The 20,149-nt window shown below is 60.2% G+C and carries 19 protein-coding genes; 8 read left to right on the top strand and 11 right to left on the bottom strand.

Annotated features, from left to right (window positions below):
- Positions 1-157: 157 nt before the first annotated feature.
- Positions 158-1,483, top strand: coding sequence for an OprD family porin (locus tag ACKLNA_RS01720; protein ID WP_408984665.1), 1,326 nt, complete (start codon positions 158-160; stop codon positions 1,481-1,483).
- Between the two features lie 147 nt (positions 1,484-1,630).
- Here the strand turns inward: ACKLNA_RS01720 and ACKLNA_RS01715 are convergent, their stop codons facing one another.
- From ACKLNA_RS01715 to ACKLNA_RS01695, 5 genes are all read right to left on the bottom strand, one after another.
- Positions 1,631-1,963, bottom strand: a complete 333-nt coding sequence (locus tag ACKLNA_RS01715; RefSeq protein WP_408984664.1) for a DUF2790 domain-containing protein — start codon at positions 1,961-1,963, stop codon at positions 1,631-1,633.
- A 79-nt stretch (positions 1,964-2,042) separates the two neighbouring features.
- Positions 2,043-2,243: a co-regulatory protein PtrA N-terminal domain-containing protein gene (locus ACKLNA_RS01710; protein ID WP_408984663.1), complete on the bottom strand. Its 201-nt coding sequence runs from the start codon at positions 2,241-2,243 to the stop codon at positions 2,043-2,045.
- 134 nt (positions 2,244-2,377) lie between these two features.
- Positions 2,378-5,530, bottom strand: a complete 3,153-nt coding sequence (locus ACKLNA_RS01705) for an efflux RND transporter permease subunit (protein WP_408984662.1) — start codon at positions 5,528-5,530, stop codon at positions 2,378-2,380.
- A 15-nt stretch (positions 5,531-5,545) separates the two neighbouring features.
- Positions 5,546-6,739 carry an efflux RND transporter periplasmic adaptor subunit gene (locus ACKLNA_RS01700; RefSeq protein ID WP_408984661.1) on the bottom strand — a complete coding sequence of 398 codons (1,194 nt, stop codon included), beginning with the start codon at positions 6,737-6,739 and terminating at the stop codon, positions 5,546-5,548.
- 49 nt (positions 6,740-6,788) lie between these two features.
- Entirely contained in the window at positions 6,789-8,036 is a 1,248-nt protein-coding gene (locus ACKLNA_RS01695; protein WP_408984660.1) for a TolC family protein, read from the bottom strand.
- A 409-nt stretch (positions 8,037-8,445) separates the two neighbouring features.
- Here ACKLNA_RS01695 and ACKLNA_RS01690 point away from each other — a divergent pair, with 409 nt between their 5' ends.
- The 7 genes from ACKLNA_RS01690 to ACKLNA_RS01660 all read left to right on the top strand — a co-directional run bounded on the left by ACKLNA_RS01690 (position 8,446) and on the right by ACKLNA_RS01660 (position 14,133).
- Entirely contained in the window at positions 8,446-9,120 is a 675-nt protein-coding gene (locus tag ACKLNA_RS01690) for a heavy metal response regulator transcription factor (RefSeq protein WP_007951475.1), read from the top strand.
- Positions 9,117-10,523 (top strand): heavy metal sensor histidine kinase, encoded by a 1,407-nt coding sequence (locus tag ACKLNA_RS01685; RefSeq protein ID WP_408984659.1) that lies wholly within the window; start codon positions 9,117-9,119, stop codon positions 10,521-10,523. Before ACKLNA_RS01690 ends, ACKLNA_RS01685 begins: the two co-directional genes overlap by 4 nt.
- A gap of 385 nt (positions 10,524-10,908) precedes the next feature.
- On the top strand, positions 10,909-11,037 hold the full coding sequence (locus ACKLNA_RS01680; RefSeq protein ID WP_408984658.1) for a hypothetical protein: 129 nt from the start codon (positions 10,909-10,911) through the stop codon (positions 11,035-11,037).
- A gap of 50 nt (positions 11,038-11,087) precedes the next feature.
- Positions 11,088-12,311, top strand: a complete 1,224-nt coding sequence (locus ACKLNA_RS01675) for a YcaO-like family protein (RefSeq protein ID WP_408984657.1) — start codon at positions 11,088-11,090, stop codon at positions 12,309-12,311.
- The gene (locus tag ACKLNA_RS01670) at positions 12,308-13,258 is read left to right on the top strand and encodes a class I SAM-dependent methyltransferase (protein ID WP_408984656.1); all 951 of its coding nucleotides are present in this window, start codon (positions 12,308-12,310) and stop codon (positions 13,256-13,258) included. The genes ACKLNA_RS01675 and ACKLNA_RS01670 overlap by 4 nt, the downstream gene beginning before the upstream one ends.
- Positions 13,255-13,695 (top strand): alpha/beta fold hydrolase, encoded by a 441-nt coding sequence (locus tag ACKLNA_RS01665; RefSeq protein ID WP_408984655.1) that lies wholly within the window; start codon positions 13,255-13,257, stop codon positions 13,693-13,695. The genes ACKLNA_RS01670 and ACKLNA_RS01665 overlap by 4 nt, the downstream gene beginning before the upstream one ends.
- A 12-nt stretch (positions 13,696-13,707) precedes the next feature.
- On the top strand, positions 13,708-14,133 hold the full coding sequence (locus tag ACKLNA_RS01660; RefSeq protein ID WP_408984654.1) for a hypothetical protein: 426 nt from the start codon (positions 13,708-13,710) through the stop codon (positions 14,131-14,133).
- 43 nt (positions 14,134-14,176) lie between these two features.
- Here ACKLNA_RS01660 and ACKLNA_RS01655 read toward each other — a convergent pair whose 3' ends face one another.
- From ACKLNA_RS01655 to ACKLNA_RS01630, 6 genes are read right to left on the bottom strand one after another with little or no spacing between them, the layout of a single operon-like run.
- Positions 14,177-15,919: an ABC transporter substrate-binding protein gene (locus ACKLNA_RS01655; RefSeq protein ID WP_265813943.1), complete on the bottom strand. Its 1,743-nt coding sequence runs from the start codon at positions 15,917-15,919 to the stop codon at positions 14,177-14,179.
- A 47-nt stretch (positions 15,920-15,966) separates the two neighbouring features.
- Positions 15,967-16,239, bottom strand: coding sequence for a DUF2160 domain-containing protein (locus ACKLNA_RS01650; protein WP_039767461.1), 273 nt, complete (start codon positions 16,237-16,239; stop codon positions 15,967-15,969).
- A 10-nt stretch (positions 16,240-16,249) separates the two neighbouring features.
- Entirely contained in the window at positions 16,250-17,050 is an 801-nt protein-coding gene (locus ACKLNA_RS01645) for a carbohydrate ABC transporter permease (protein WP_119428986.1), read from the bottom strand.
- Positions 17,051-17,059: 9 nt separating this feature from the next.
- Positions 17,060-17,926 carry a carbohydrate ABC transporter permease gene (locus ACKLNA_RS01640; RefSeq protein WP_085712412.1) on the bottom strand — a complete coding sequence of 289 codons (867 nt, stop codon included), beginning with the start codon at positions 17,924-17,926 and terminating at the stop codon, positions 17,060-17,062.
- Positions 17,923-19,032 carry an ABC transporter ATP-binding protein gene (locus ACKLNA_RS01635; protein WP_408984653.1) on the bottom strand — a complete coding sequence of 370 codons (1,110 nt, stop codon included), beginning with the start codon at positions 19,030-19,032 and terminating at the stop codon, positions 17,923-17,925. The genes ACKLNA_RS01640 and ACKLNA_RS01635 overlap by 4 nt, the downstream gene beginning before the upstream one ends.
- The gene (locus ACKLNA_RS01630; RefSeq protein ID WP_408984652.1) at positions 19,032-20,126 is read right to left on the bottom strand and encodes an ABC transporter ATP-binding protein; all 1,095 of its coding nucleotides are present in this window, start codon (positions 20,124-20,126) and stop codon (positions 19,032-19,034) included. Before ACKLNA_RS01630 ends, ACKLNA_RS01635 begins: the two co-directional genes overlap by 1 nt.
- Positions 20,127-20,149: the final 23 nt, after the last annotated feature.

Genomic DNA, 20,149 nt, shown 5'->3' with positions numbered 1-20,149 from the left:
TCCGGGATCTAACAAAATTGTAATCCCCCAATCACCTCCCCGTTATCCGCAGCCTGCAACGATGTCACCCGGCGATCCTACCGGCGGGCCCTTGCCCGTCGAACAATAAAACCCACGCCGAAGCACGTTCCCGTTCTGCCGAACCCAGGAGTGATTGATGGTTAACAACACAAAAATATCGATGGCCGCTTTAGCAGTGGTTGTCGGCGCCGGGCCGTCCACGGTGTTTGCAGAAGACAAACCCGAAGGGTTTATCGAAGGCAGCAGCCTGACGGTGCTCAACCGTAACTTCTATTTCAATCGTGATCACCGCAACGGCCAGTCCAGCCCAACGGGCAATGGTTATTCCGAGGCCTGGGCCCATGCTGTCATCAGCAAGTTCGAATCCGGTTTCACCCAGGGCACCGTCGGGGTCGGGGTGGATGCTTTCGCGATGATCGGCCTGAAACTCGACACCGGTGACGGACGCAACGGTGGCCGCAGTTCGTTCGATGTGTTGCCGGTCGACAGCGACGGTAAAGCGCGGGACGAATACACCAAGGTCGGCGGTGCCGCCAAAGTGCGGGCCTTCGATACGGTGGTGAAAATCGGCGATGTGTTCCCGGCCAACCCGGTGGTTGCGGCGGGTGACTCGCGATTGCTGCCGGAAAGCTTTCGCGGTGTGACGGCGACCAACACCAGCATCGAGGGGCTGTCGATCCAGGGTGGCCGGTTGCATGCGATGAGCCAGCCGGTGTCCAGCGACATGCGCGATAATTTCGCGACCTTCTATGCCGGCCCGGTCAACTCGCCCTGGATCGCTTACGGCGGCGGCGATTATGCGCTGAACAAAAACCTCAGTTTCAGCCTGTACACCAGTCGCCTGAAAGAGGCCTGGAACCAGTATTACGCCGGCACCGCCTGGACGTATCCGCTGTCGGATGACCTGTCGCTGTTCGGTGGCCTGAACTATTACAAAGCGGTCGACGAGGGTAAACAATTGCTCGGCGAGTTCGACAACAACATCTGGAGCGGCCGGGTCGGCGTGAAGCTCGGCGCCCATTCCGTGGCCCTCTCCCACCAGCGCAACAACGGTAACGATGATTTCGATTACCTGCGCCAGTCCGACTCGATCTTCCTCGACAACTCGATCCAGTACAGCGACTTCAACTCGCCGAAAGAGCGCTCATGGATGGTGCGCTACGACCTCGACATGACCACTTACGGCGTGCCGGGCCTGTCGTTCATGACCCGTTATGCCCGTGGCACCGACGCCGATTACTCCAACGCCAACGCCGTGTACATGCGCCGCGATGCCGAAGGCAATCCGCTGACCGACCAGAAGCGTTGGGAGCGTGATATCGAAGTCAAATACGTGGTGCAGAGCGGTTCGATGAAAGATCTGTCGCTGCGTCTGCGCCAGGCCACCACCCGTGCCACGGCATTCGAGTCGGATCTGGATGAAGTACGGGTGATTGTCGAATACCCGCTGGCGATTCTCTGAGTTTCACGAGCAACACATTCACCTTTAGAAGCTCCTTGCTCCTTTGGTAAGAGGTGAATTTTTTGGCGTCCTTCGGGGCGCCTTTTTTATGCCTGAAAAAAGCCCGACTCACTGAACATGAACCGGGCGCTTGTGCCGCTACAGGCGCTATCCACCCTGCTGACGGCAGGTCCCCATTACGCTGTACGTGACGGTGTTGAGCTGCCCTTTGGAATCTTCATAAGTCATCGCAGCCGGCACCACCGCACATTCATTTTTCGGCCGGACAACGCTCACCACTTTCTTCACATCCAGCTTCATTCCGTACGTATATTCCTTGACCACCGGCGCCGCTTTGCCCTGGGCGGCCGCGTACTGCTCCATGGCCTGGGCATTGGCGCTGAGCGCCCGGTCGAACGTTCTGTCGCCACCGCCTTCGGCCAACGCATTCAAGGACATCGCCATGACACCGGTGAATGCCAACAACTTGAGAAATTTCATATCCAGCTCCTTCAAAACACGACTCATAAAAAAGCCCACCATCGATGCGCGATGACGGGCTCATTCACTGGCAGCACGCTTACAGGTCTTGGGTCTGTTCGGCCTTCTTGTCGTTCACGACAACGGGATCCCGGGCCTTTTCCTTGGCAACGAACAGCTCCATGGAACGGTCGTTGTTGGTCATCATCCGGTCGAAGGTCCGGTCACCGCCACCTTCGGCCATCGCCAGGGAAGACACCGCCAACGCCAAGAAAAACGCACCGATCTGTACAGGTTTCATGTTTGATTCCTCATTTAAGTAACTGACGGGATCAAGGTAACAATCCGAACCTTTCGTGACGGTGGCGCCGAAATTACATATCCGTTATGTAGAAAGGCCCGCATTTGCGGGCCTGTTGTTGAGGCTAAAAGTGACTAGGCTGCCGTGGGCGACTCCTCGTCCCGGCGATGCGCAATCTGATACAGCGCTGGCAGGATCAGCAGCGTGAGAATGGTCGAGGACAGGATTCCGCCGATCACCACCGTCGCCAGCGGTCGCTGCACCTCGGCCCCGGTGCCGGTCGCCAGGGCCATCGGAATGAAGCCAAGGGACGCCACCAGCGCGGTCATCAACACCGGTCGCAGGCGCGTGAGTGCGCCGACGTTGATCGCCTCGGACAGCGAACGCCCCTCCTCCCGCAGATTGCGGATGAACGCGATCATCACCAGCCCGTTAAGCACCGCCACGCCGGACAAGGCGATAAACCCGACACCCGCCGAAATCGACAGCGGAATGTCCCGCAACCACAACGCCATGACCCCGCCAGTCAGTGCGAACGGAATCCCGGTGAACACCAGCAAGCCGTCCTTGAGGTTGTTGAACATCATGAACAGCAACCCGAACACCAGCAGCAACGCCACCGGCACCACGATCTGCAAGCGCTTGGCCGCCGATTGCAGTTGTTCGAACTGCCCGCCCCAGGTGGTCCAGTAACCCGCCGGCACCTGCACGTCGCGCTCGATCACTTCGCCCGCCTCGGCGACGAACGATCCGATATCACGCCCACGCACGTTGGCGCTGACGATCACCAGGCGCTTGCCGTTCTCGCGACTGACCTGATTCGGCCCCAGCACCAGATCGAGGCTGGCGACGTCCTTGAGCGCAATGAAACCGATCTGACTGGCGGCATCACCACCCGCTGCCGGCACCGGAATCAGCAGCGCCGACAACCCTTCGATGTCCTTGCGCATGGCGTCGGACAAACGCACGACCATGTCGAAGCGCCGGTCGCCCTCGTACATCGTCCCGGCCTTCTGCCCGCCAACAGCCACCGCAATGGTGTCCTGCACATCGCCGACGTTGAGCCCGTAACGCGCCGCCTTGTCGCGGTCGATGTTGATGGTCAGCACCGGCAGACCGGTGGTTTGCTCGACCTTGACCTCGGACGCGCCATTGACCTTCTGCATCGCGGCGGCAATCTTCGTCGCCGTGGCGTTGAGCACGTCCATGTCATCGCCGAACACCTTGACCGCCACGTCGCTGCGCACGCCGGAGATCAGCTCGTTGAAGCGCAACTGGATCGGCTGCGACAGTTCATAGTTGCTGCCCGGCAGCGTCGCAGCGGCCTGTTGCAGCTCGGCCATCAAGGCTTCGCGGGATTTGCCCGGATCCGGCCACTGGTCTTTCGGCTTGAGCATTACATAGCTGTCGGAGATGTTCGGCGGCATCGGGTCGGAGGCGATTTCCGCCGTGCCGGTGCGAGCGAACACGCGCTCGACTTCCGGCACTTTATTAAGGATCAGTGTTTCCAGCCGCTGCTGCATGTCCACCGATTGCGTCAGACTGGTGCCGGGCACGCGCAACGCCTGCAAGGCAAAATCGCCCTCACTGAGGCTCGGCACAAACTCGCTGCCCATGCGACTGGTAACTACGCCACTGAGCACGATCACACCCAGCGCCGCACCCACGGCAACAGCACGATGCGACATCACCCAGGCCAGCGCCGGTGCATAAACGCGACGTGCGCCGCGCATCACCACGCCCTCTTCTTCCTTGACCTTGCCGGTCACGAACAACGCAATCGCGGCCGGCACAAAGGTGACGGACAAGAGCATGGCGCCAAGCAACGCAATGACCACGGTGAACGCCATCGGATGGAACATTTTCCCTTCGACGCCGCTCAGGGCGAAGATCGGCAGGTACACCACCATGATGATCAACTGGCCGAAAATCAGCGGTCGCCGCGCCTCTTTCGCTGCGGCGAACACTTCATGGAAACGCTCGGATCGGGTCAGCAGACGCCCGTGATGCTGCTGCGCATGGGCCAGTCGCCGCAGGGTGTTTTCGACGATCACTACCGCGCCGTCGACGATGATGCCGAAGTCCAGCGCACCAAGGCTCATCAGGTTGGCGCTGACCTTGTTGCTGAACATGCCGGTGAAAGTGAACAGCATCGACAGCGGAATCACCATCGCGGTAATCAGCGCAGCGCGGATGTTGCCGAGGAACAGAAACAGAATGGCGATCACCAGAATCGCGCCTTCGACGAGGTTCTTCTTTACCGTGGCGATGGCCTTGTCGACCAGATGCGTGCGATCGTACACCGGCACCGCGATCACGCCGCCGGGCAAGGATTTGTTGATTTGTTCGAGCTTGGCGGCGACGGCCTGGGAGACCGTGCGGCTGTTTTCGCCGATCAGCATGAACACCGTACCCAGCACCACTTCACGGCCATTTTCCGTGGCGGCGCCGCTGCGCAGCTCGCGGCCGATATCCACGGTGGCAACGTTCTTGATCCGGATCGGCGTGCCGTCGACATTGGCCATGACGATGTTGGCGATGTCCTCGGTGCTCGCCACTTGCCCCGGTGCGCGAATCAGCAATTGCTCGCCGCTGCGTTCGATGTAGCCGGCACCGACGTTGGCATTGTTGCGTTCCAGCGCCGTCACCAGATCGGTGAGGGTCAGCTTGTAGGCCGCGAGTTTTTTCGGATCGGGGGCAATCTGGTACTCCTTGGCAAAGCCGCCGATGGTGTTGATCTCGGCCACGCCGGGGACGTTGCGCAGTTGTGGCTTGATGATCCAGTCCTGGATCACCCGCAGATCGGTCGGCGTGTAGGGCGTGCCGTCATCCTTCAGCGCGCCTTCTTTCGTCTCGACCGTCCACAAAAAGATCTCGCCGAGCCCGGTGGAGATCGGCCCCATCACCGCCTCCACACCTTCGGGCAATTGCTCCTTGGCGGACTGCAACCGCTCGTTGACCAACTGCCGGGCAAAGAACAGATCTGTGCCGTCCTTGAAGATCACCGTGACCTGGGACAACCCCGAGCGCGACAGCGAACGGGTCTGCTCCAATGCGGGCAGGCCGGCCATCGCGGTTTCAATCGGAAACGTAATGCGCTGTTCGGTTTCCAGCGGCGAAAACCCGGCCGCGCCGGTGTTGATCTGCACCTGGACGTTGGTGATATCGGGCACGGCGTCGATCGGCAGTTTCTGATAACTGGCGATGCCGAGGCCGGCCATGAGCAGAACGGCGAGCAGCACGATGATGCGCTGCTCGATGGCAAACTGGATCAGGCGTTCGAACATGGGAGTCTTCCGCGATTAATGACTGTGCTCGGCCGAGGCTTTGCCCAGCTCCGATTTGAGGACGAAGCTGCCGGCGCTGGCGACTTGCACGCCCGGTTCCAGTCCGGCGGTGACTTCCACCTGCCCCGCCGCGCGGCTGCCCAACTCCACCGCTTGCGCCTTGAAGCCGTCGTCGGTGCGCACGAATACCGTGGGTTTGTCCTCGACGGTCTGGATCGCGGTTTCCGGTACGGCGACCTTGGCCTGACGGCTGTCGGTCGCGACCAGCGCGGTGACAAACAGGCCGGGGCGCCATGAGCCTTGCGGGTTTTCCAGAGTGACGCGCACGGTCGCGGTACGGGTCTGTTCACCGAGCAGGCTGCCGACGTAAGCCACGGTGCCGCGGACTTCAGCGTTCAATTCCGCCGCGCTGACGGTGACGGGTTTGCCCACTTGCACCTTGTTGAGATCTTTTGGCGAAACACCGAAGGTGACCCACACCCGCGACAAGTCCGAGAGCGTGAACGCCGCCGTGGTCTCGTCGACCACCTCCCCCGGCGTCAGGTGTTTTTCCACCACCACGCCATCGAACGGCGCCCGCAGTTCATAGCGATTGCCACCGGTGGCGACCACGCTGCCGCTGAGAACGCTGATCTTTTGCCGGGCGTTGCTCACGGCAATCTCGGCTTCTTCCAGGGCTTGGCGGGCCTGGAGGAAATCCTGTTCGGCGGAGATCTTGTCCTGCCACAGTTTTTTCTCGCGCTCGAACGTCGTGCGCGCCAGGGCCAGACGGCGTTGTGCGGCCGCCTGTTCGCTGCGCTGATCGGAAATCTGCTGACTGGCGATCACGGCCAGCAACTGACCCTTCTTCACCGACTGACCGAGATTGACCGACACCGACTCGACCACCCCCGGTACACGCGGCACCACATGGGCGGTGCGGTCCTCGTCGAAGCGCACTTCGCCGGGGAACGGCAGGCCAAGACTGATGCTTTGCGCTCGCGCTTCGGCCAGTTGAATCCCCGCCGCCGTGATCTGCTCCGCCGTCAATTCGATGTGTCCTTCTTCGCCATGCTCGCCTTCAGCGGCGGCGCCTTCTTCAGCGTGATCCGCATGTTCGGAGGCCTCATCGGCGTGCGCATCGATGCCTGCGTTGCCCGCCCACATCGAGCCGATACCAATGCCGAGCGCCAAGGTCGCCGCAGCGACCACGATCATTTTTTTATCCATGGAAACTCCTCTGCGCCGTGCCATCGCGCAGTGATCAGAAAATTGAAATTCAACGGCTGACGCCGAGGTCGCCAAAAATGCGTTCGATGCGGACCCGGGCGTCGGTCGCCTCGCTCACCGCCTGGATGTATTGGCTGCGAGCGGCGATCAATGTGCGCTGAGCGTCGAGCACGTCGAGGAAGCCGAACTTGCCCATTTCGAAACCGTGAGTGGCGCTGTCGACCGCACTTTGCGCGGCGGGCAGGATGGTCCGATCGAACGCCTGGATTTCACCGTTGGCGGTCTGCCATTGCTCAAGCGTGGTCTGGATTTCCGTGCGCAGGCGCAGCTCGGTAGCGTTGCGCAGATCCCGTGCCTGATCGGCACGCCGCGCCGCTGCCAGCACATTGCCCTGATTGCGGTTGAACAGCGGAATCGGCATCGACAGCCCGACCACGTTGACCCGCTCGCGCTCGGTTTCGCTGTACTGACTGCCGATGCTGACGGTGAGATCGGGAATCCGCTGGGACTTCTCCAGCCCCAGCGATGCTTCGCGCTGATCGATCTGCAATTTCGCCAGACGCAGCTCCGCCGTTTCGTTGAGGCGCTCAAGCAAACGGGTGGGCGGTGGCGCGCTGGAAAGGCCTGGAGTCGAAGTTTGTACCGTGGTCGAAGACGGCAACGGTGCGCCCATGACCTGCGCCAGTTGCTGGTACGCATTGGCCTGATCACGCTCGGCGCGGCTCAGCTCCAGGCGCACTTCCGAGAGCTGCACTTGCGCCCGCGTGCCTTCCACCGGCGACGACTTGCCCGCCTCGATCCGCCCTTGGGCCACACGCAAGCCGTGTTCGGCCAATTGCAGCGACTGACGGCTCAGTTGCAAACGTTGCTGCGCAGTTTGCGCACCGTTGAACGCCTGGATCACGTCGGCGCGCAACGCATTGCGCTTGCGCTCCAGTTCCATGCCGGCGGCATCCTGAGCACGGCTCGCTACATCGATCCGCGCGCCACGCTTGCCGCCTAGCTCGATCGGTTGGCTGAGCATCACCGTGGTGGTGCGCGACTGGCGTCGGGTGTCTTCGGCCTCCCACGAAACCTCGGGATTGGGGATCAGGCCCGCCTGTTTGCGGTCACCTTCGGCAATGCCGATTTCCCACTGCGCAGCGGCCAGATCCGGGTTACTGGCGAAGGCGGTTTGCAGGGCTTGATCGAGGGTCAGGGTCGATGCACTGGCAAGACCTGTACAGGCCAGCAACAAGAGGCCGCTGGCGGTTTTTTTCAGGCGTGAGCGCGCCGTCCGTTCTATTAAACCGGGCAATGGAAGACTTCCTTTAATCAAGAATCTTTGATTGCGCCACGGTAGGGTTTTGAACTTATCGACAAGGTGACTGGAAAATTACAAATCCGTTATCAAGCGTTCATCGAAGTTGTTTTGCTCTAGGATTCCGGATTCGAATGGCGTTGTAGCAACACATGGAAACAAATACTGATTAGTTATCTGCCGAACAGCACTTGCCGAATTCTAATGCAGGAAAAAACCGCTCCATTGCTGCGACAGGCTGTCGCGGATGGCCGTTTTAAAGGGCTTACACGTTGACTCTGTAGCCACTACAGCCTTTACCTTGCACACCATTCAGCAACAAAAACCGTCCGGAAGACCTTACAAAAACAACAACTTTCCGGGCCACCTTAATTAAATATCCATTGAATAAAAGTGGTGAAAGATCATGCGAATCCTTGTCGTCGAGGACGAGCTTAAAGCTGCCGAATACTTGCATCAGGGTCTGACCGAAAGTGGTTATATCGTTGACCACGCCGTTAATGGCGCCGATGGATTGCATCTGGCGCAACAACAGGTTTATGACCTGATCATTCTGGATGTGAATCTGCCGGAACTCGACGGCTGGAGCGTGCTTGAACAACTGCGTCGTACTCACTCCACCCGGGTGATGATGCTCACCGCACGGGGGCGCCTGGCGGACAAGATCCGGGGACTGGATCTGGGCGCCGACGACTATCTGGTCAAGCCGTTCGAGTTCCCCGAACTGCTGGCCCGGGTACGGACCCTGATGCGCCGCAGCGAAAACATCCCGGTGCCCCAGGTACTCAAGGTCGCCGATCTGGAACTCGACCCGGGCCGTCACCGGGCGTTTCGCGGCACGCAGCGCATCGACCTGACCACCAAGGAATTCGCTCTGCTGCATCTGCTGATGCGCCAGTCCGGCGAAGTGCTGACCCGCACCCAGATCATCTCGCTGGTGTGGGACATGAACTTCGACTGCGACACCAACGTGGTCGAGGTCTCGATCCGTCGCTTGCGGGCGAAGATCGACGACCCGTTCGACAGCAAGCTGATCCACACCCTGCGTGGTGTCGGCTATGTGCTGGAGGCCCGGGAATGAAACCGGCCAGCCTGTCGCTGCGACTGGGCCTGACCGTCAGCATTCTTGGTGCGCTGCTGGTGGTGTTTCTGGCGATCCTCGCGTATTTCGCCCTGACCCATGAACTGAACGCGTTGTCCCGTGACAGCCTGGAAAAGAAAATGGCGCAGGTGGAACACAGCCTGTCGCTGTACGTCGATGCCAATGAAGTCAGTGGCAAGCCGCACATTCTGCTCGATCAGGTCATGGGGCATGACAACCTGACGCTGACGATTTATGACCGGGGCAATTTGCGCTCGCCTCTGCTCAAGTCCGGGTCAGGATTGACGGACCCACGGATCGAATTGAAAGCGGTGCGGGCGACGACCGATCAGCTGTCGTACACCGACAGCATCGATGCCGAAGGTGCGAAATTTCTCACCGCCTCGAAGCTGATTCGCCTGAAGGACGGCAGCAACGTGCCGGTGTTGTTGTCGATGGACAATGCCCACGATCAGGCCCTGCTCAGCGCCTATTTGCGCTCGACGCTGATGGCCTTGCCGTTGCTGCTGGTGTTCATCGGTCTGACCGCCTGGGGCGCGGTGCAGCGTGGACTGGCGCCGCTGCGCGAGTTTCGCAAAGTCGCGGCCCGGGTGACCACACAGGACCTCGACCACCGGTTGTCGGTACTGAACATGCCTCAGGAACTGAGTGAACTGGCGCAGGGCATCAACGTCATGCTCGATCGCCTGGACAGCGGTGTGCAGCAACTGTCGCAGTTCTCCGACGATCTGGCCCACGAACTGCGTACGCCGATCAACAACCTGATGGGCAAGGCGCAGGTCACCCTCTCGCGCAAGCGTACGGTCGAGGAATACACGGACGTGCTGGTGTCGTGCACCGAAGAGCTCGAACGCGTCGCGCGGATTGTCTCGGACATGCTGTTTCTGGCCCAGGCCAGTCAGCCGCTGGCGCACGCGTCGTTCGAACCGATTGCACTGGAAGATGAGGCGTTCCGGGTGGCCGACCTGTTTTCCCTGTCAGCGCAGGACAAACAGATCCATCTGAAGGTGGTCGGCAGCGCCCGGGTGTCGGGCGACCGTTTGATGATCCAGCGGGCGATATCGAACCTGCTGTCCAATGCCCTGCGCCACTGCCCGCCCGGCAAAACCGTTTCGCTGTTCATTGAACAGTCACCGACACAAGTGGCACTGCGGGTAAGCAATCCTGGCGCGGGTATCGAAGCGCAGCACTTGCCACATCTGTTCGACCGTTTCTACCGGGTCGACAGCAGCCGCACCCGCTCACAGGGCAGCACGGGACTGGGGCTGGCCATCGTGCGCTCGATCATGAGCCTGCATTCGGGCACCGCACAGGTGCAAAGCCGTCCGGGGGCGATGACGGTTTTCAGTCTGGTGTTCCCTGTTCTTGCGGAAAGGCACTAAACCCTTCCAACAAATTTGTCCGGTGTTTTCTCAATCTTCGTCAGAAAAATCACCGCACAAGTGCGCCATACCTCCATGCAAATCCTTCAGTGCGATTTTGCGTCAGTCTCACGATGAAGCGTCTGACAAGGACAAGGAAAAACTTCGCAGACGACGGGTTCCTGATCGTGTCGTTCGCCGTCTTGCAAGCAGCTCTATCCCCTCTAAAACAAGCCTTTGCGTTGATCCTGATGCGTCCATTCAAGATTTTTCAGTACGTATTTCGGCGCGGGTAAAAACCGCGAACGGAAACGTCTGGATATTTTTGACCCCCTCGTCACTGCCCTCTTAGATTCGGCTCGTGCTTGCAACAGCACACTCAAACAACAAACCAAGGAGAAACCTCATGGGTTACATGGGAAGCTGGAACGCCAACCAGATCGATGAACTCGACGAACAGGAAACCCCTTCGGCCGAGCAGATCGAAGCAATGCAACTGACCGAAGAAGAACAGGCGGAACTGAACGCCGAGTGACAAGACCCGCGAGGGCCGCGCGCCCTCGCGGGTTTTCCAGGAAGGTACCCATGGACAAGACAAGGATGGCCGAACGTGAGCTGACGGCCGATCAGGCAGAGCGACGGATTCAGGCCGAGCTTTCACGCCTCGGCCTCACGCCGGTAACCCGCACACTCGGCAGCAAGGTGGTCGCCGTTCAGGCGAGTCTTCACGGCAGCGACAATCGTCATGCCCGTGGCGGCGGCAAGGGTTATGCGGATCAGGCACACCTGGGCGCGCTGTATGAAGCCCTCGAACATTATTGGACGGATGAACTCTCTGCGACCGATGTTCACCACGAGACGGAGCGCTATTTCAAAGACTCGCCGATCTTTGCCGATGACTCGCTTCTGCACAGGCTCACCTGTCAGCAAAACGTGCGCATCCCCTGCAGAACCTATGTCTGTCCACCGTGGCATGACCGTTTTTCCTATCCGGTTGCGCTGACGTCTCCCAACGGTTCACTTCAGCCTTCTTCACCGGGCACTGCGGACTGCCGTGCCGTGCGACGTTACGCCAGCAACAGCGGCACCGCCATTGGCGCCACTTACAGCGAAGCGATGCTGCACGCCGCCAACGAATGCATCGAACGCGATGCCGTATCGCTGTTTCTGCTCAACCATTTCTATTACGAAAACTACCCGCCTCTGCGACGGGTGGTCCGCCTCAGTGACGGCGATGACCTCGGTCGTCTGTGGGCCGATGCCGAACAGGAAATCGGCGGCGAAATCGTGCTGGCGGATATCAGCAGCGAATTCAAGGCACGAACCTTTCTGGCCTTCACGACGAAGCCGGGAGCTCATCCACAGGTATACGGCAGCGGCTGTTCACTCGACCCACGTCACGCCGCATGGCGTGCGCTCAGTGAACTGGTGCAATTGCAATTGAATGCCGCCGAGCCCGAATACCACCAGACCCTGACCAATGCACTGCGCAACCTGCAGCCCTTCCCGCGCCTGCTGCGCTGCGCGCAATTTGATCCGCAGACGCTGTTGCATCGCTGCCCGCAACACGAAGTAGCGCTGCCCGGCGTCAGTGAGGACATGTCCGTGGACGATCAACTCCACTTGCTGACTCAAGACCTGCAAAGCCACGGCCGTACGCCGGGTGCTTCGATCCTGCAGCGAACCGGGCTCGGCACAACCCTGCTCAACGTGGTGATTCCCGGACTGGAGAGGTTCTTCGTGGTCGCCAGCGGTAACGTTGTCATTCCGCAGGCCCGGGGTCGTACTCTGGAGAGAGCCGCCCCATGAACCGACTCGATCGCTCCCGGGAACTGGCATTGGCAAGCTCCATGGCCCGACACCTGAACGAGAACGGTGGCATCGGCCATTACCTCGAACCGCCAGGCAGCGGACTGCATCACGTTTTTTTCCTGCGGGTGAATGGCGAGGTCTGGGTCGGCCGCAAGCGCCTGCAACGTGACCGGCATTTTCGATGGCGGGCCAGCAGCGTGCTCAAACCCTGCATGTTGCTGGGTCCGCTTCTCCACTCACTATGGGGGGATGAAGGTTTGTCGATCGGCTATCGGACGGCCTCTGTCGAACAGAAAGCGCAGGTCTTTGAACGAGCACTGCGTCTGGCTGACAGCGAGATTCTGTTCCCGTTTCCAATGGTTGACGCGGCAGGACGGGAAGCGGTCTGTCCGGATGATTTCTGGCAATGCAGCGAATCACTGGCCGAACAGTTGAACAACGATGAACAACACCTGCGCGAACAGTGCGCGGGGCTGCTCCAGGCAATCACCGAAACCGGTGCGTTGATCTACGACCCCGCCTGTTCGACGGGCGAATTCATCGCTCACCTCGCCCGCGCCCTGCCCGACTGCCTGTGCCTGGGGAGTGATCGCTCAGACTCGATGATCGAACACGCCCGACAAGTTCATGGGAGCACGTCCGTCGAGTTTCGTTTGCTCGATGCGCGTGACGCCTTTGATGCCGGAATTCACTGCGATGTACTGATCCTGCGTTTCCTCAACGCCGAAGTCTTGACCCGCCGTGAAGCCCGGACCGCATTCGAATCACTGATCCGTTGCATCAAACCTGGCGGCACCCTCCTCGTTTTCGGTCACACCCCGGTGCTGATCCCTGTCGTCTGGCTCGCCGCCGCCCACAAACTGCAACTGGAATCCAGCGTCGCGGCACGTCCGGGACAAACGGAACTGTTCCAGTTCTATTACCTGAAGGTCGCGACCGCATGACGTTTTCCCTGCAAGGCAGAGGCTTTTACCCGACGGACGACGGTCATCAACTCTATTGGGAACGGCACGGAATCACAGGAGGCGAACCGGTGTTTTTCCTGCATGGAGGCCCCGGCGGGCGAATCAGCCGCCATCACCTGGAATTCTTCGACCTGCGCCGTTTCGACATCATCCTGTTTGACCAGCGCGGTTGCGGCCGCTCGAGGCCTTACGGCGAATTACGCGACAACACCACAGGCCAGTGTGTCGAAGACATCGACGCTCTGCGCCAGCATTTCGGCTTCGAAAAGATCAGTGTGCTCGGCGTTTCGTGGGGCAGTTGGCTGGCAATCCAGTACCAGCAGCGCTATCCGCAGCACCTGCTGAAAACCACACTGGTTTCGGTTTTCGTTCCTTTTGCAGCCAATGTCCGGGCGTACGACCGGGCACTCAATTAGGGGCCGGCACAATTGCCGCAAACCGCGTCAGGCCATCGCGCCAGGGACATCTTCCGGATACTCGGCGAAGGCTGCCCGTTGCAACAGCGCGTTGCCGCCATCGAATGGCTGAATGCTGTTCTGCGCCGCACGGGCCAGACGGTTTGCCCCGGCACACTGGAGAGCTTCGTCGATCAGGAAGCGGTACTCGCCATCCGTCTGGAATTGCATTACCACCTTCAAGGCTATTTCTTCCGGCCAAGGGACCAGAAGCTGACCCTCGACGACAACACCCTGCTGATCCAGGGCATCCGCGATACCTTCGGCATGGCCAGCGTACGCTGGCTCAGGCAACGCATGGACATTCACTGCCGACTGCTGCATGCCGGGCACAACGCCTTCGAAAGCGCCATCCTCAAAACCGTGCGCCGGGCGGTGAAACGTGAAATCGAGGGCTGAAAAAAACGGCACCCGAAGGTGCCGTCCCGTCCCGCAAAAACGCTTATTTGCGTGCCGCTTCCCACGACTTGAGCAGTTCGTTGTAGCTCACGGTCTCGCCTTTCGGTTTCTCGTTGGCCAGTTTCGGCTTCGGTGCACCCGGTTGGTCGAACCAGTATTGCGCGTCGCGCTCGGGGTTCATTTTCGGGGCGCAGGTTGCCTGGGCCTTGGAGCGTTCCAGACGGGTCATGATCGCGTCCTGATCCTTGGCCAGGCCGTCGAGCGCCTGTTGCGGGGTCTTGTCGCCACTGGCGGCTTCGGCGATGTGGCTCCACCACAGTTGTGCCAGACGTGGATAGTCCGGCACGTTGGTGCCGGTCGGCGTCCATTGCACCCGGGCCGGGCTGCGGTAGAACTCGACCAGACCGCCGAGTTTCGGTGCCAGGTCGGTCATGGCTTGCGAGTTGATGTCCGACTCGCGGATGGGCGTCAGGCCGACGATGGTTTTCTTCAGCGACACGGTTTTCGAAGTCACGAACTGCGCATACAACCAGGCCGCGAGTTTCTGTTTCTCAGGCGTGGATTTCATGAAGGTCCAGGAACCCACGTCCTGATAACCCAGCTTCATCCCCTCTTCCCAGTACGGGCCGCGCGGCGACGGTGCCATCCGCCATTTCGGCGTGCCGTCGGCGTTGACCACCGGCAGGCCCGGTTTGGTCATGTCGGCGGTGAACGCGGTGTACCAGAAGATCTGCTGGGCAATGTTGCCCTGTGACGGCACCGGGCCGGACTCGGAGAAGGTCATGCCCGCCGCTTCCGGTGGCGCGTAGGCCTTGAGCCAGTCCACATATTTGGTCGTGGCGAACACCGCCGCCGGGCCGTTGGTGTCGCCGCCACGGGTCACGCTGGAACCCACCGGGTGGCAGTCCTCGACGCGGATGCCCCACTCGTCCACCGGCAAGCCGTTGGGCAGGCCCTTGTCGCCGCCACCGGCCATGGAGAACCAGGCATCGGTGAAGCGCCAGCCAAGCGACGGGTCTTTCTTGCCGTAGTCCATGTGCCCATAGATGCGCTTGCCGTCGATTTCCTTGACGTCTTCGCTGAAGAATTTGGCGATGTCTTCATAGGCGGACCAGTTCACCGGCACGCCCAGGTCATAGCCGTATTTTTCCTTGAACCTGGCTTTCAGGTCGGCGCGTTCGAACCAGTCGGCGCGGAACCAGTACAAATTGGCGAACTGTTGGTCAGGCAGTTGGTAGATCTTGCCGTCCGGCGCGGTGGTGAAGGAAATGCCGATGAAGTCCTTGATGTCGAGGGTCGGCGAGGTGAAGTTCTTGCCTTCGTTGGCCATCAGGTCGGTGATCGACTCGGTCTTGCCGTAGCGAAAGTGTGTACCGATCAGGTCCGAGTCGTTGACCCAGCCGTCGTAGATGTTCTTGTCCGACTGCATCACCGTCTGCATTTTTTCCACGACATCGCCTTCCTGCAGCAGGTCGTGGGTGAGCTTGATCCCGGTGATTTCGCTGAAGGCCTTGGCCAGCACCTTGGATTCATATTCGTGGGTGGTCAGGGTTTCCGAAACAACCTTGATGTCCATCCCGCGAAACGGCTCGGCGGCCTTGATGAACCACTTCAGCTCTTCGAGTTGCTGCTCCGGTGTCAGGGTCGACGGCTTGAACTCGCTGCCGATCCATTTTTTTGCCGCGTCCTCGTAGGCATCGGCCCAGGCGGATGCGCTCAAACCGCTGAGTGCCAGCATGGCTGCCAATGAAATGCTATGTCGCAGCTTATTGTTTTTGTCGAACATAGAGACCTCCTGTTTAAGTTCTGGAGCAACATTGCCGAGCGATTCGACTAGCCCCAACGCATCACAGCCAACAGCCACACCAGGGACAACGCGGACGCCACCCAGATGCTCCAGTCGGTTACGCCGATCACCAGCAGGTGCAGGTAGGCGCTGCCGAGAAGACCGATGAACAAGCGATCGCCACGGGTGGTGGCAATCGGCAGAAACCCGCGCCGCAGGATGCTCGGCGAGCGCAGTTCCCAGGTGGTCATGCCCACCAGGATCAAGCCAATCACGATGAAAAACGCCGCCGTCGGGACGGTCCAGCTCATCCATTCCATCATCAGTTCCTCAGACCCGGCCCAGGGCAAAGCCCTTGGCCACGTGGTTGCGAACGAACCAGATCACCAGCATGCCCGGCAGGATGGTCAGCACCCCCGCCGCTGCCAGCACGCCCCAGTCGATGCCGGACGCCGACACCGTGCGCGTCATCACCGCCGCGATCGGCTTGGCATTCACCGAAGTCAGCGTGCGTGCCAGCAGCAGTTCGACCCAGGAAAACATGAAGCAGAAAAACGCCGTCACCCCGATGCCGGAACCGATCAGCGGGATGAAAATCTTCACGAAGAACTTGGGAAAGCTGTAGCCGTCGATGTAGGCGGTTTCATCGATTTCCTTGGGCACGCCGGACATGAACCCTTCGAGAATCCACACCGCCAGCGGCACGTTGAACAGGCAGTGCGCCAACGCCACCGCGATGTGGGTGTCGAACAGACCAATCGACGAATACAGCTGAAAGAACGGCAGCAGAAACACCGCCGGCGGCGCCATGCGGTTGGTCAGCAGCCAGAAGAACAAGTGCTTGTCGCCGAGAAAGCGATAACGGGAAAACGCATAAGCCGCCGGCAATGCCACGCTCAGGGAAATCACCGTGTTCAGGCTCACGTAGTACAGCGAGTTGAGATAACCGGTGTACCAGCTCGGATCGGTAAAGATCACCTTGTAGTTGTGCAACGTGAAATCCTGGGGAAACAGCGTCAGGCCGCCGAGGATTTCGGTGTTGCTCTTGAACGACATGTTCAGCAGCCAGTAGATCGGCACCAGCAGGAACAGGATGTAGAGCAGCAACGGGATCACTTTTCTCTTGCTCATGGCCGGGCCTCAGCGGTTGGCGTCGCTGTGGGTCATGGCGGTATAGAACAGCCAGGACACCAGCAGGATGATCAGGAAATACACCAGCGAAAACGCCGCCGCCGGCCCCAGGTCAAATTGGCCTACGGCCATCTGGGTCAGCGTTTGACTCAGAAAGGTCGTGGCATTGCCCGGCCCGCCGCCGGTAAGCACGAAGGGCTCGGTGTAGATCATGAAGCTGTCCATGAAGCGCAACATCACCGCGATCAGCAGCACGCTCTTCAGCTTGGGCAACTGGATGTGACGGAACACCGCCCAGGCCGAAGCCCGGTCGATCCGCGCCGCCTGGTAATACACATCGGGAATCGCCCGCAGCCCGGAGAAACACAGCAATGCCACCAGCGACGTCCAGTGCCAGACGTCCATCACCAGAACCGTGACCCACGCATCCATGGTGTTGGCCGCGTAGTTGTAGCTGATACCCATGGCATTGAGGCTCGAACCCATCAGGCCAATGTCGGCGCGGCCGAAGATCTGCCAGATGGTGCCGACCACGTTCCACGGAATCAGCAGCGGAATGGCCAGCACGATCAGCACCACCGACGACCAGCGGCCCTTGGTCGGCATGGTCAGCGCAATGGCAATTCCCAGCGGAATTTCGATCAGCAGCACACACGCCGAATAGATGAACTGGCGCAGCAACGAGTCGTGCAGACGCGGATCAAGCAGCACCTGCTTGTACCAGTCGGCGCCGACGAAGTAGCGGCTGGACTGGTCGAAGATGTCCTGCACCGAGTAATTGACCACGGTCATCATCGGGATCACCGCACTGAAGGCCACCAGCAGAAACACCGGCAACACCAGCCACCAGGCCTTGTTGTTCTGCACCTTGTTCATGGCTGCACCTCTTCGCTGGCTTCGAGCAGGAACTCATCGGCATAGACCATCAGCCACTGCGCCGGAAAACTGATGTACGCCGTGCCCTGGGGCACCGGTTTGTCTTCGGCCAGACGCACTTTCAGCGGTGCGCCGTCCAGATCCAGGGTCATGATCTTGTAGGTGCCAAGGTCTTCGACGTGTACGACCCGCGCCTGCATCGCGTCGTCAAACGGCTCGTCCCACACATGAATGAACTCGGGGCGGATGCCGACCTTCAGGTTCTTCCATTGGCCGTGTTCGATATGCCGTTGCAAGGCGTCGGACAGCGGCAGATGGGTCGAGTTGAAACCCACCCCGCCCGGTTGCGGCTGCACCTCGATCAGGTTCATTCCGGGGCTGCCGATGAAGTAGCCGACAAAGGTGTGGCTCGGGCGCTCGAACAGCTCCCGGGGCGTGCCGAACTGAACAATCTGACCGCCGTACATCACCGCGATCTTGTCGGCGAAGGTCGAAGCCTCCAGTTGATCGTGGGTGACGTAGACCATGGTGATGTTGAATTGCTCGTGGATCTGCTTGAGCTTGCGCCGAAGTTTCCACTTCAGATGCGGGTCGATCACCGTCAGTGGCTCATCGAAGAGGATCGCCGAAACGTCGTCGCGCACCAGACCACGGCCCATGGAGACTTTCTGTTTTTCGTCGGCGGTGAGGTTGCGCGCCTTTTTGCTCAACAGGTTTTGCAGGTCGAGGACTTCGGCGATTTCCTGCACCTTGCTGTGGACTTTGGCCTCGGCCATGCCCTGATTGCGCAACGGGAAGGCCAGGTTGTCGAACACGGTCATGGTGTCGTAGACCACCGGAAACTGGAAAACCTGGGCGATGTTGCGCTTCTCCGGGGTCAGGTCGTTGACCGCTTTGCCGTCGAACAGCACATGCCCCTGCGAAGGGCTGAGCAGGCCGGAAATGATGTTGAGCAAGGTCGACTTGCCGCAACCCGACGGCCCGAGCAAGGCATAGGCACCGCCCTGCTCCCAGATGTGGTCCATTTCGCGGATCGCGTAATCTTCCGGCCCGCCTGGGCTTTTGCTGTAACTGTGGGCGAGGTACTGCAAACGGATTTCGGCCATCAGGCAACCCTCGCGACACGCCGGCCCGGTGCCTGCACCAGACGGCCCTGCGCATCGAACACAAACAGTTTATGGGTCGGGATATAGATGCGGATCGGCGCATCGACGTCGTATTCGTGAACGCCGGGCAGGTGCAGCACCAGCAGGAAATGCTCGTTGCGCACGTGCAGGAAGGTTTCCGAACCGCTGATTTCCGCCACCTCGACGGTCACGGCCAATTCAAGGTCGTCATCGTTGCTCGGCACCAGCGAGATATGGCTCGGGCGCACACCGAAACGGAACTCGCCCTCGCCCACCGGGCGCAGATCGACGTTCAACGGGAAGTGCACGAAGTTGGCGAAACTCACTTCGTTACCGGCGATGCGCCCCGGCATCAGGTTGATCGGCGGCTCGGAGAACAGCTCAGCCGCGAGCACCGTTTGCGGCTGGTGATAGACCTCGGTCGACGGGCCGCTCTGGATCACCCGGCCTTCGTGAAGAATGGTGGTGGTGCCGCCCAGCGCCAGCGCTTCGTTGGGCTCGGTAGTGGCATAGATGGCGATGGTGTGGCGCGCCTTGAACAGCTCGCGCATTTCCTGACGCAGTTCTTCGCGTAGTTTGTAGTCGAGGTTGACCAGCGGTTCATCGAACAGGATCAGCTCGGCATCCTTGACCAGCGCCCGGGCCATGGCCGTGCGCTGTTGCTGGCCGCCGGACAGCTCCAGCGGATAGCGCTTCAAGAATTTCTCGATGCGCAGCATCTTCGCGGTGTCCTGCACCTTGCTCTGGATCTGCTCGTTGGAGATCCCGGCTTGACGCAGTGGCGAGGCGATGTTTTCGAACACCGTCATGGTCGGGTAGTTGATGAACTGCTGATAAACCATCGACACGTTGCGCAGACGCACCGGGCGCTGGGTGACGTCGACGCCGTTCATCAGGATGCGGCCGCTGTCGGGCTTGTCCAGACCGGCCATCAGGCGCATGAGGCTGGTCTTGCCGGACAGCGTGCGCCCGAGCAGGACGTTGAAGGATCCGGGTTCGAATTTCAGGTTCGCATCGTCGATCCAGGTCTGGCCCTCGACGGTGCGGCTGACGTGCTCCAGGGTGAGTGACATGGCTCGGCCTTTTTATTATTGGA

Origin of the sequence: Pseudomonas sp. UV AK001 (assembly GCF_046097675.1) — a bacterium.
Lineage (GTDB): Bacteria > Pseudomonadota > Gammaproteobacteria > Pseudomonadales > Pseudomonadaceae > Aquipseudomonas > Aquipseudomonas kribbensis.
The sequence above is the reverse complement of the archived record's forward strand: the minus strand, read 5'-3'. Positions and strand labels throughout refer to the sequence as shown.

Bases quoted from the DNA above. Each gene is read 5' to 3' on its own strand.
- ACKLNA_RS01720 (WP_408984665.1), top strand. From the start codon at position 158: ATGGTTAACAACACAAAAATATCGATGGCCGCTTTAGCAGTGGTTGTC.
- ACKLNA_RS01715 (WP_408984664.1), bottom strand. From the start codon at position 1,963: ATGAAATTTCTCAAGTTGTTGGCATTCACCGGTGTCATGGCGATGTCC.
- ACKLNA_RS01710 (WP_408984663.1), bottom strand. From the start codon at position 2,243: ATGAAACCTGTACAGATCGGTGCGTTTTTCTTGGCGTTGGCGGTGTCT.
- ACKLNA_RS01705 (WP_408984662.1), bottom strand. From the start codon at position 5,530: ATGTTCGAACGCCTGATCCAGTTTGCCATCGAGCAGCGCATCATCGTG.
- ACKLNA_RS01700 (WP_408984661.1), bottom strand. From the start codon at position 6,739: ATGGATAAAAAAATGATCGTGGTCGCTGCGGCGACCTTGGCGCTCGGC.
- ACKLNA_RS01690 (WP_007951475.1), top strand. From the start codon at position 8,446: ATGCGAATCCTTGTCGTCGAGGACGAGCTTAAAGCTGCCGAATACTTG.
- ACKLNA_RS01685 (WP_408984659.1), top strand. From the start codon at position 9,117: ATGAAACCGGCCAGCCTGTCGCTGCGACTGGGCCTGACCGTCAGCATT.
- ACKLNA_RS01680 (WP_408984658.1), top strand. From the start codon at position 10,909: ATGGGTTACATGGGAAGCTGGAACGCCAACCAGATCGATGAACTCGAC.
- ACKLNA_RS01675 (WP_408984657.1), top strand. From the start codon at position 11,088: ATGGACAAGACAAGGATGGCCGAACGTGAGCTGACGGCCGATCAGGCA.
- ACKLNA_RS01670 (WP_408984656.1), top strand. From the start codon at position 12,308: ATGAACCGACTCGATCGCTCCCGGGAACTGGCATTGGCAAGCTCCATG.
- ACKLNA_RS01665 (WP_408984655.1), top strand. From the start codon at position 13,255: ATGACGTTTTCCCTGCAAGGCAGAGGCTTTTACCCGACGGACGACGGT.
- ACKLNA_RS01655 (WP_265813943.1), bottom strand. From the start codon at position 15,919: ATGTTCGACAAAAACAATAAGCTGCGACATAGCATTTCATTGGCAGCC.
- ACKLNA_RS01650 (WP_039767461.1), bottom strand. From the start codon at position 16,239: ATGGAATGGATGAGCTGGACCGTCCCGACGGCGGCGTTTTTCATCGTG.
- ACKLNA_RS01645 (WP_119428986.1), bottom strand. From the start codon at position 17,050: ATGAGCAAGAGAAAAGTGATCCCGTTGCTGCTCTACATCCTGTTCCTG.
- ACKLNA_RS01640 (WP_085712412.1), bottom strand. From the start codon at position 17,926: ATGAACAAGGTGCAGAACAACAAGGCCTGGTGGCTGGTGTTGCCGGTG.
- ACKLNA_RS01635 (WP_408984653.1), bottom strand. From the start codon at position 19,032: ATGGCCGAAATCCGTTTGCAGTACCTCGCCCACAGTTACAGCAAAAGC.
- ACKLNA_RS01630 (WP_408984652.1), bottom strand. From the start codon at position 20,126: ATGTCACTCACCCTGGAGCACGTCAGCCGCACCGTCGAGGGCCAGACC.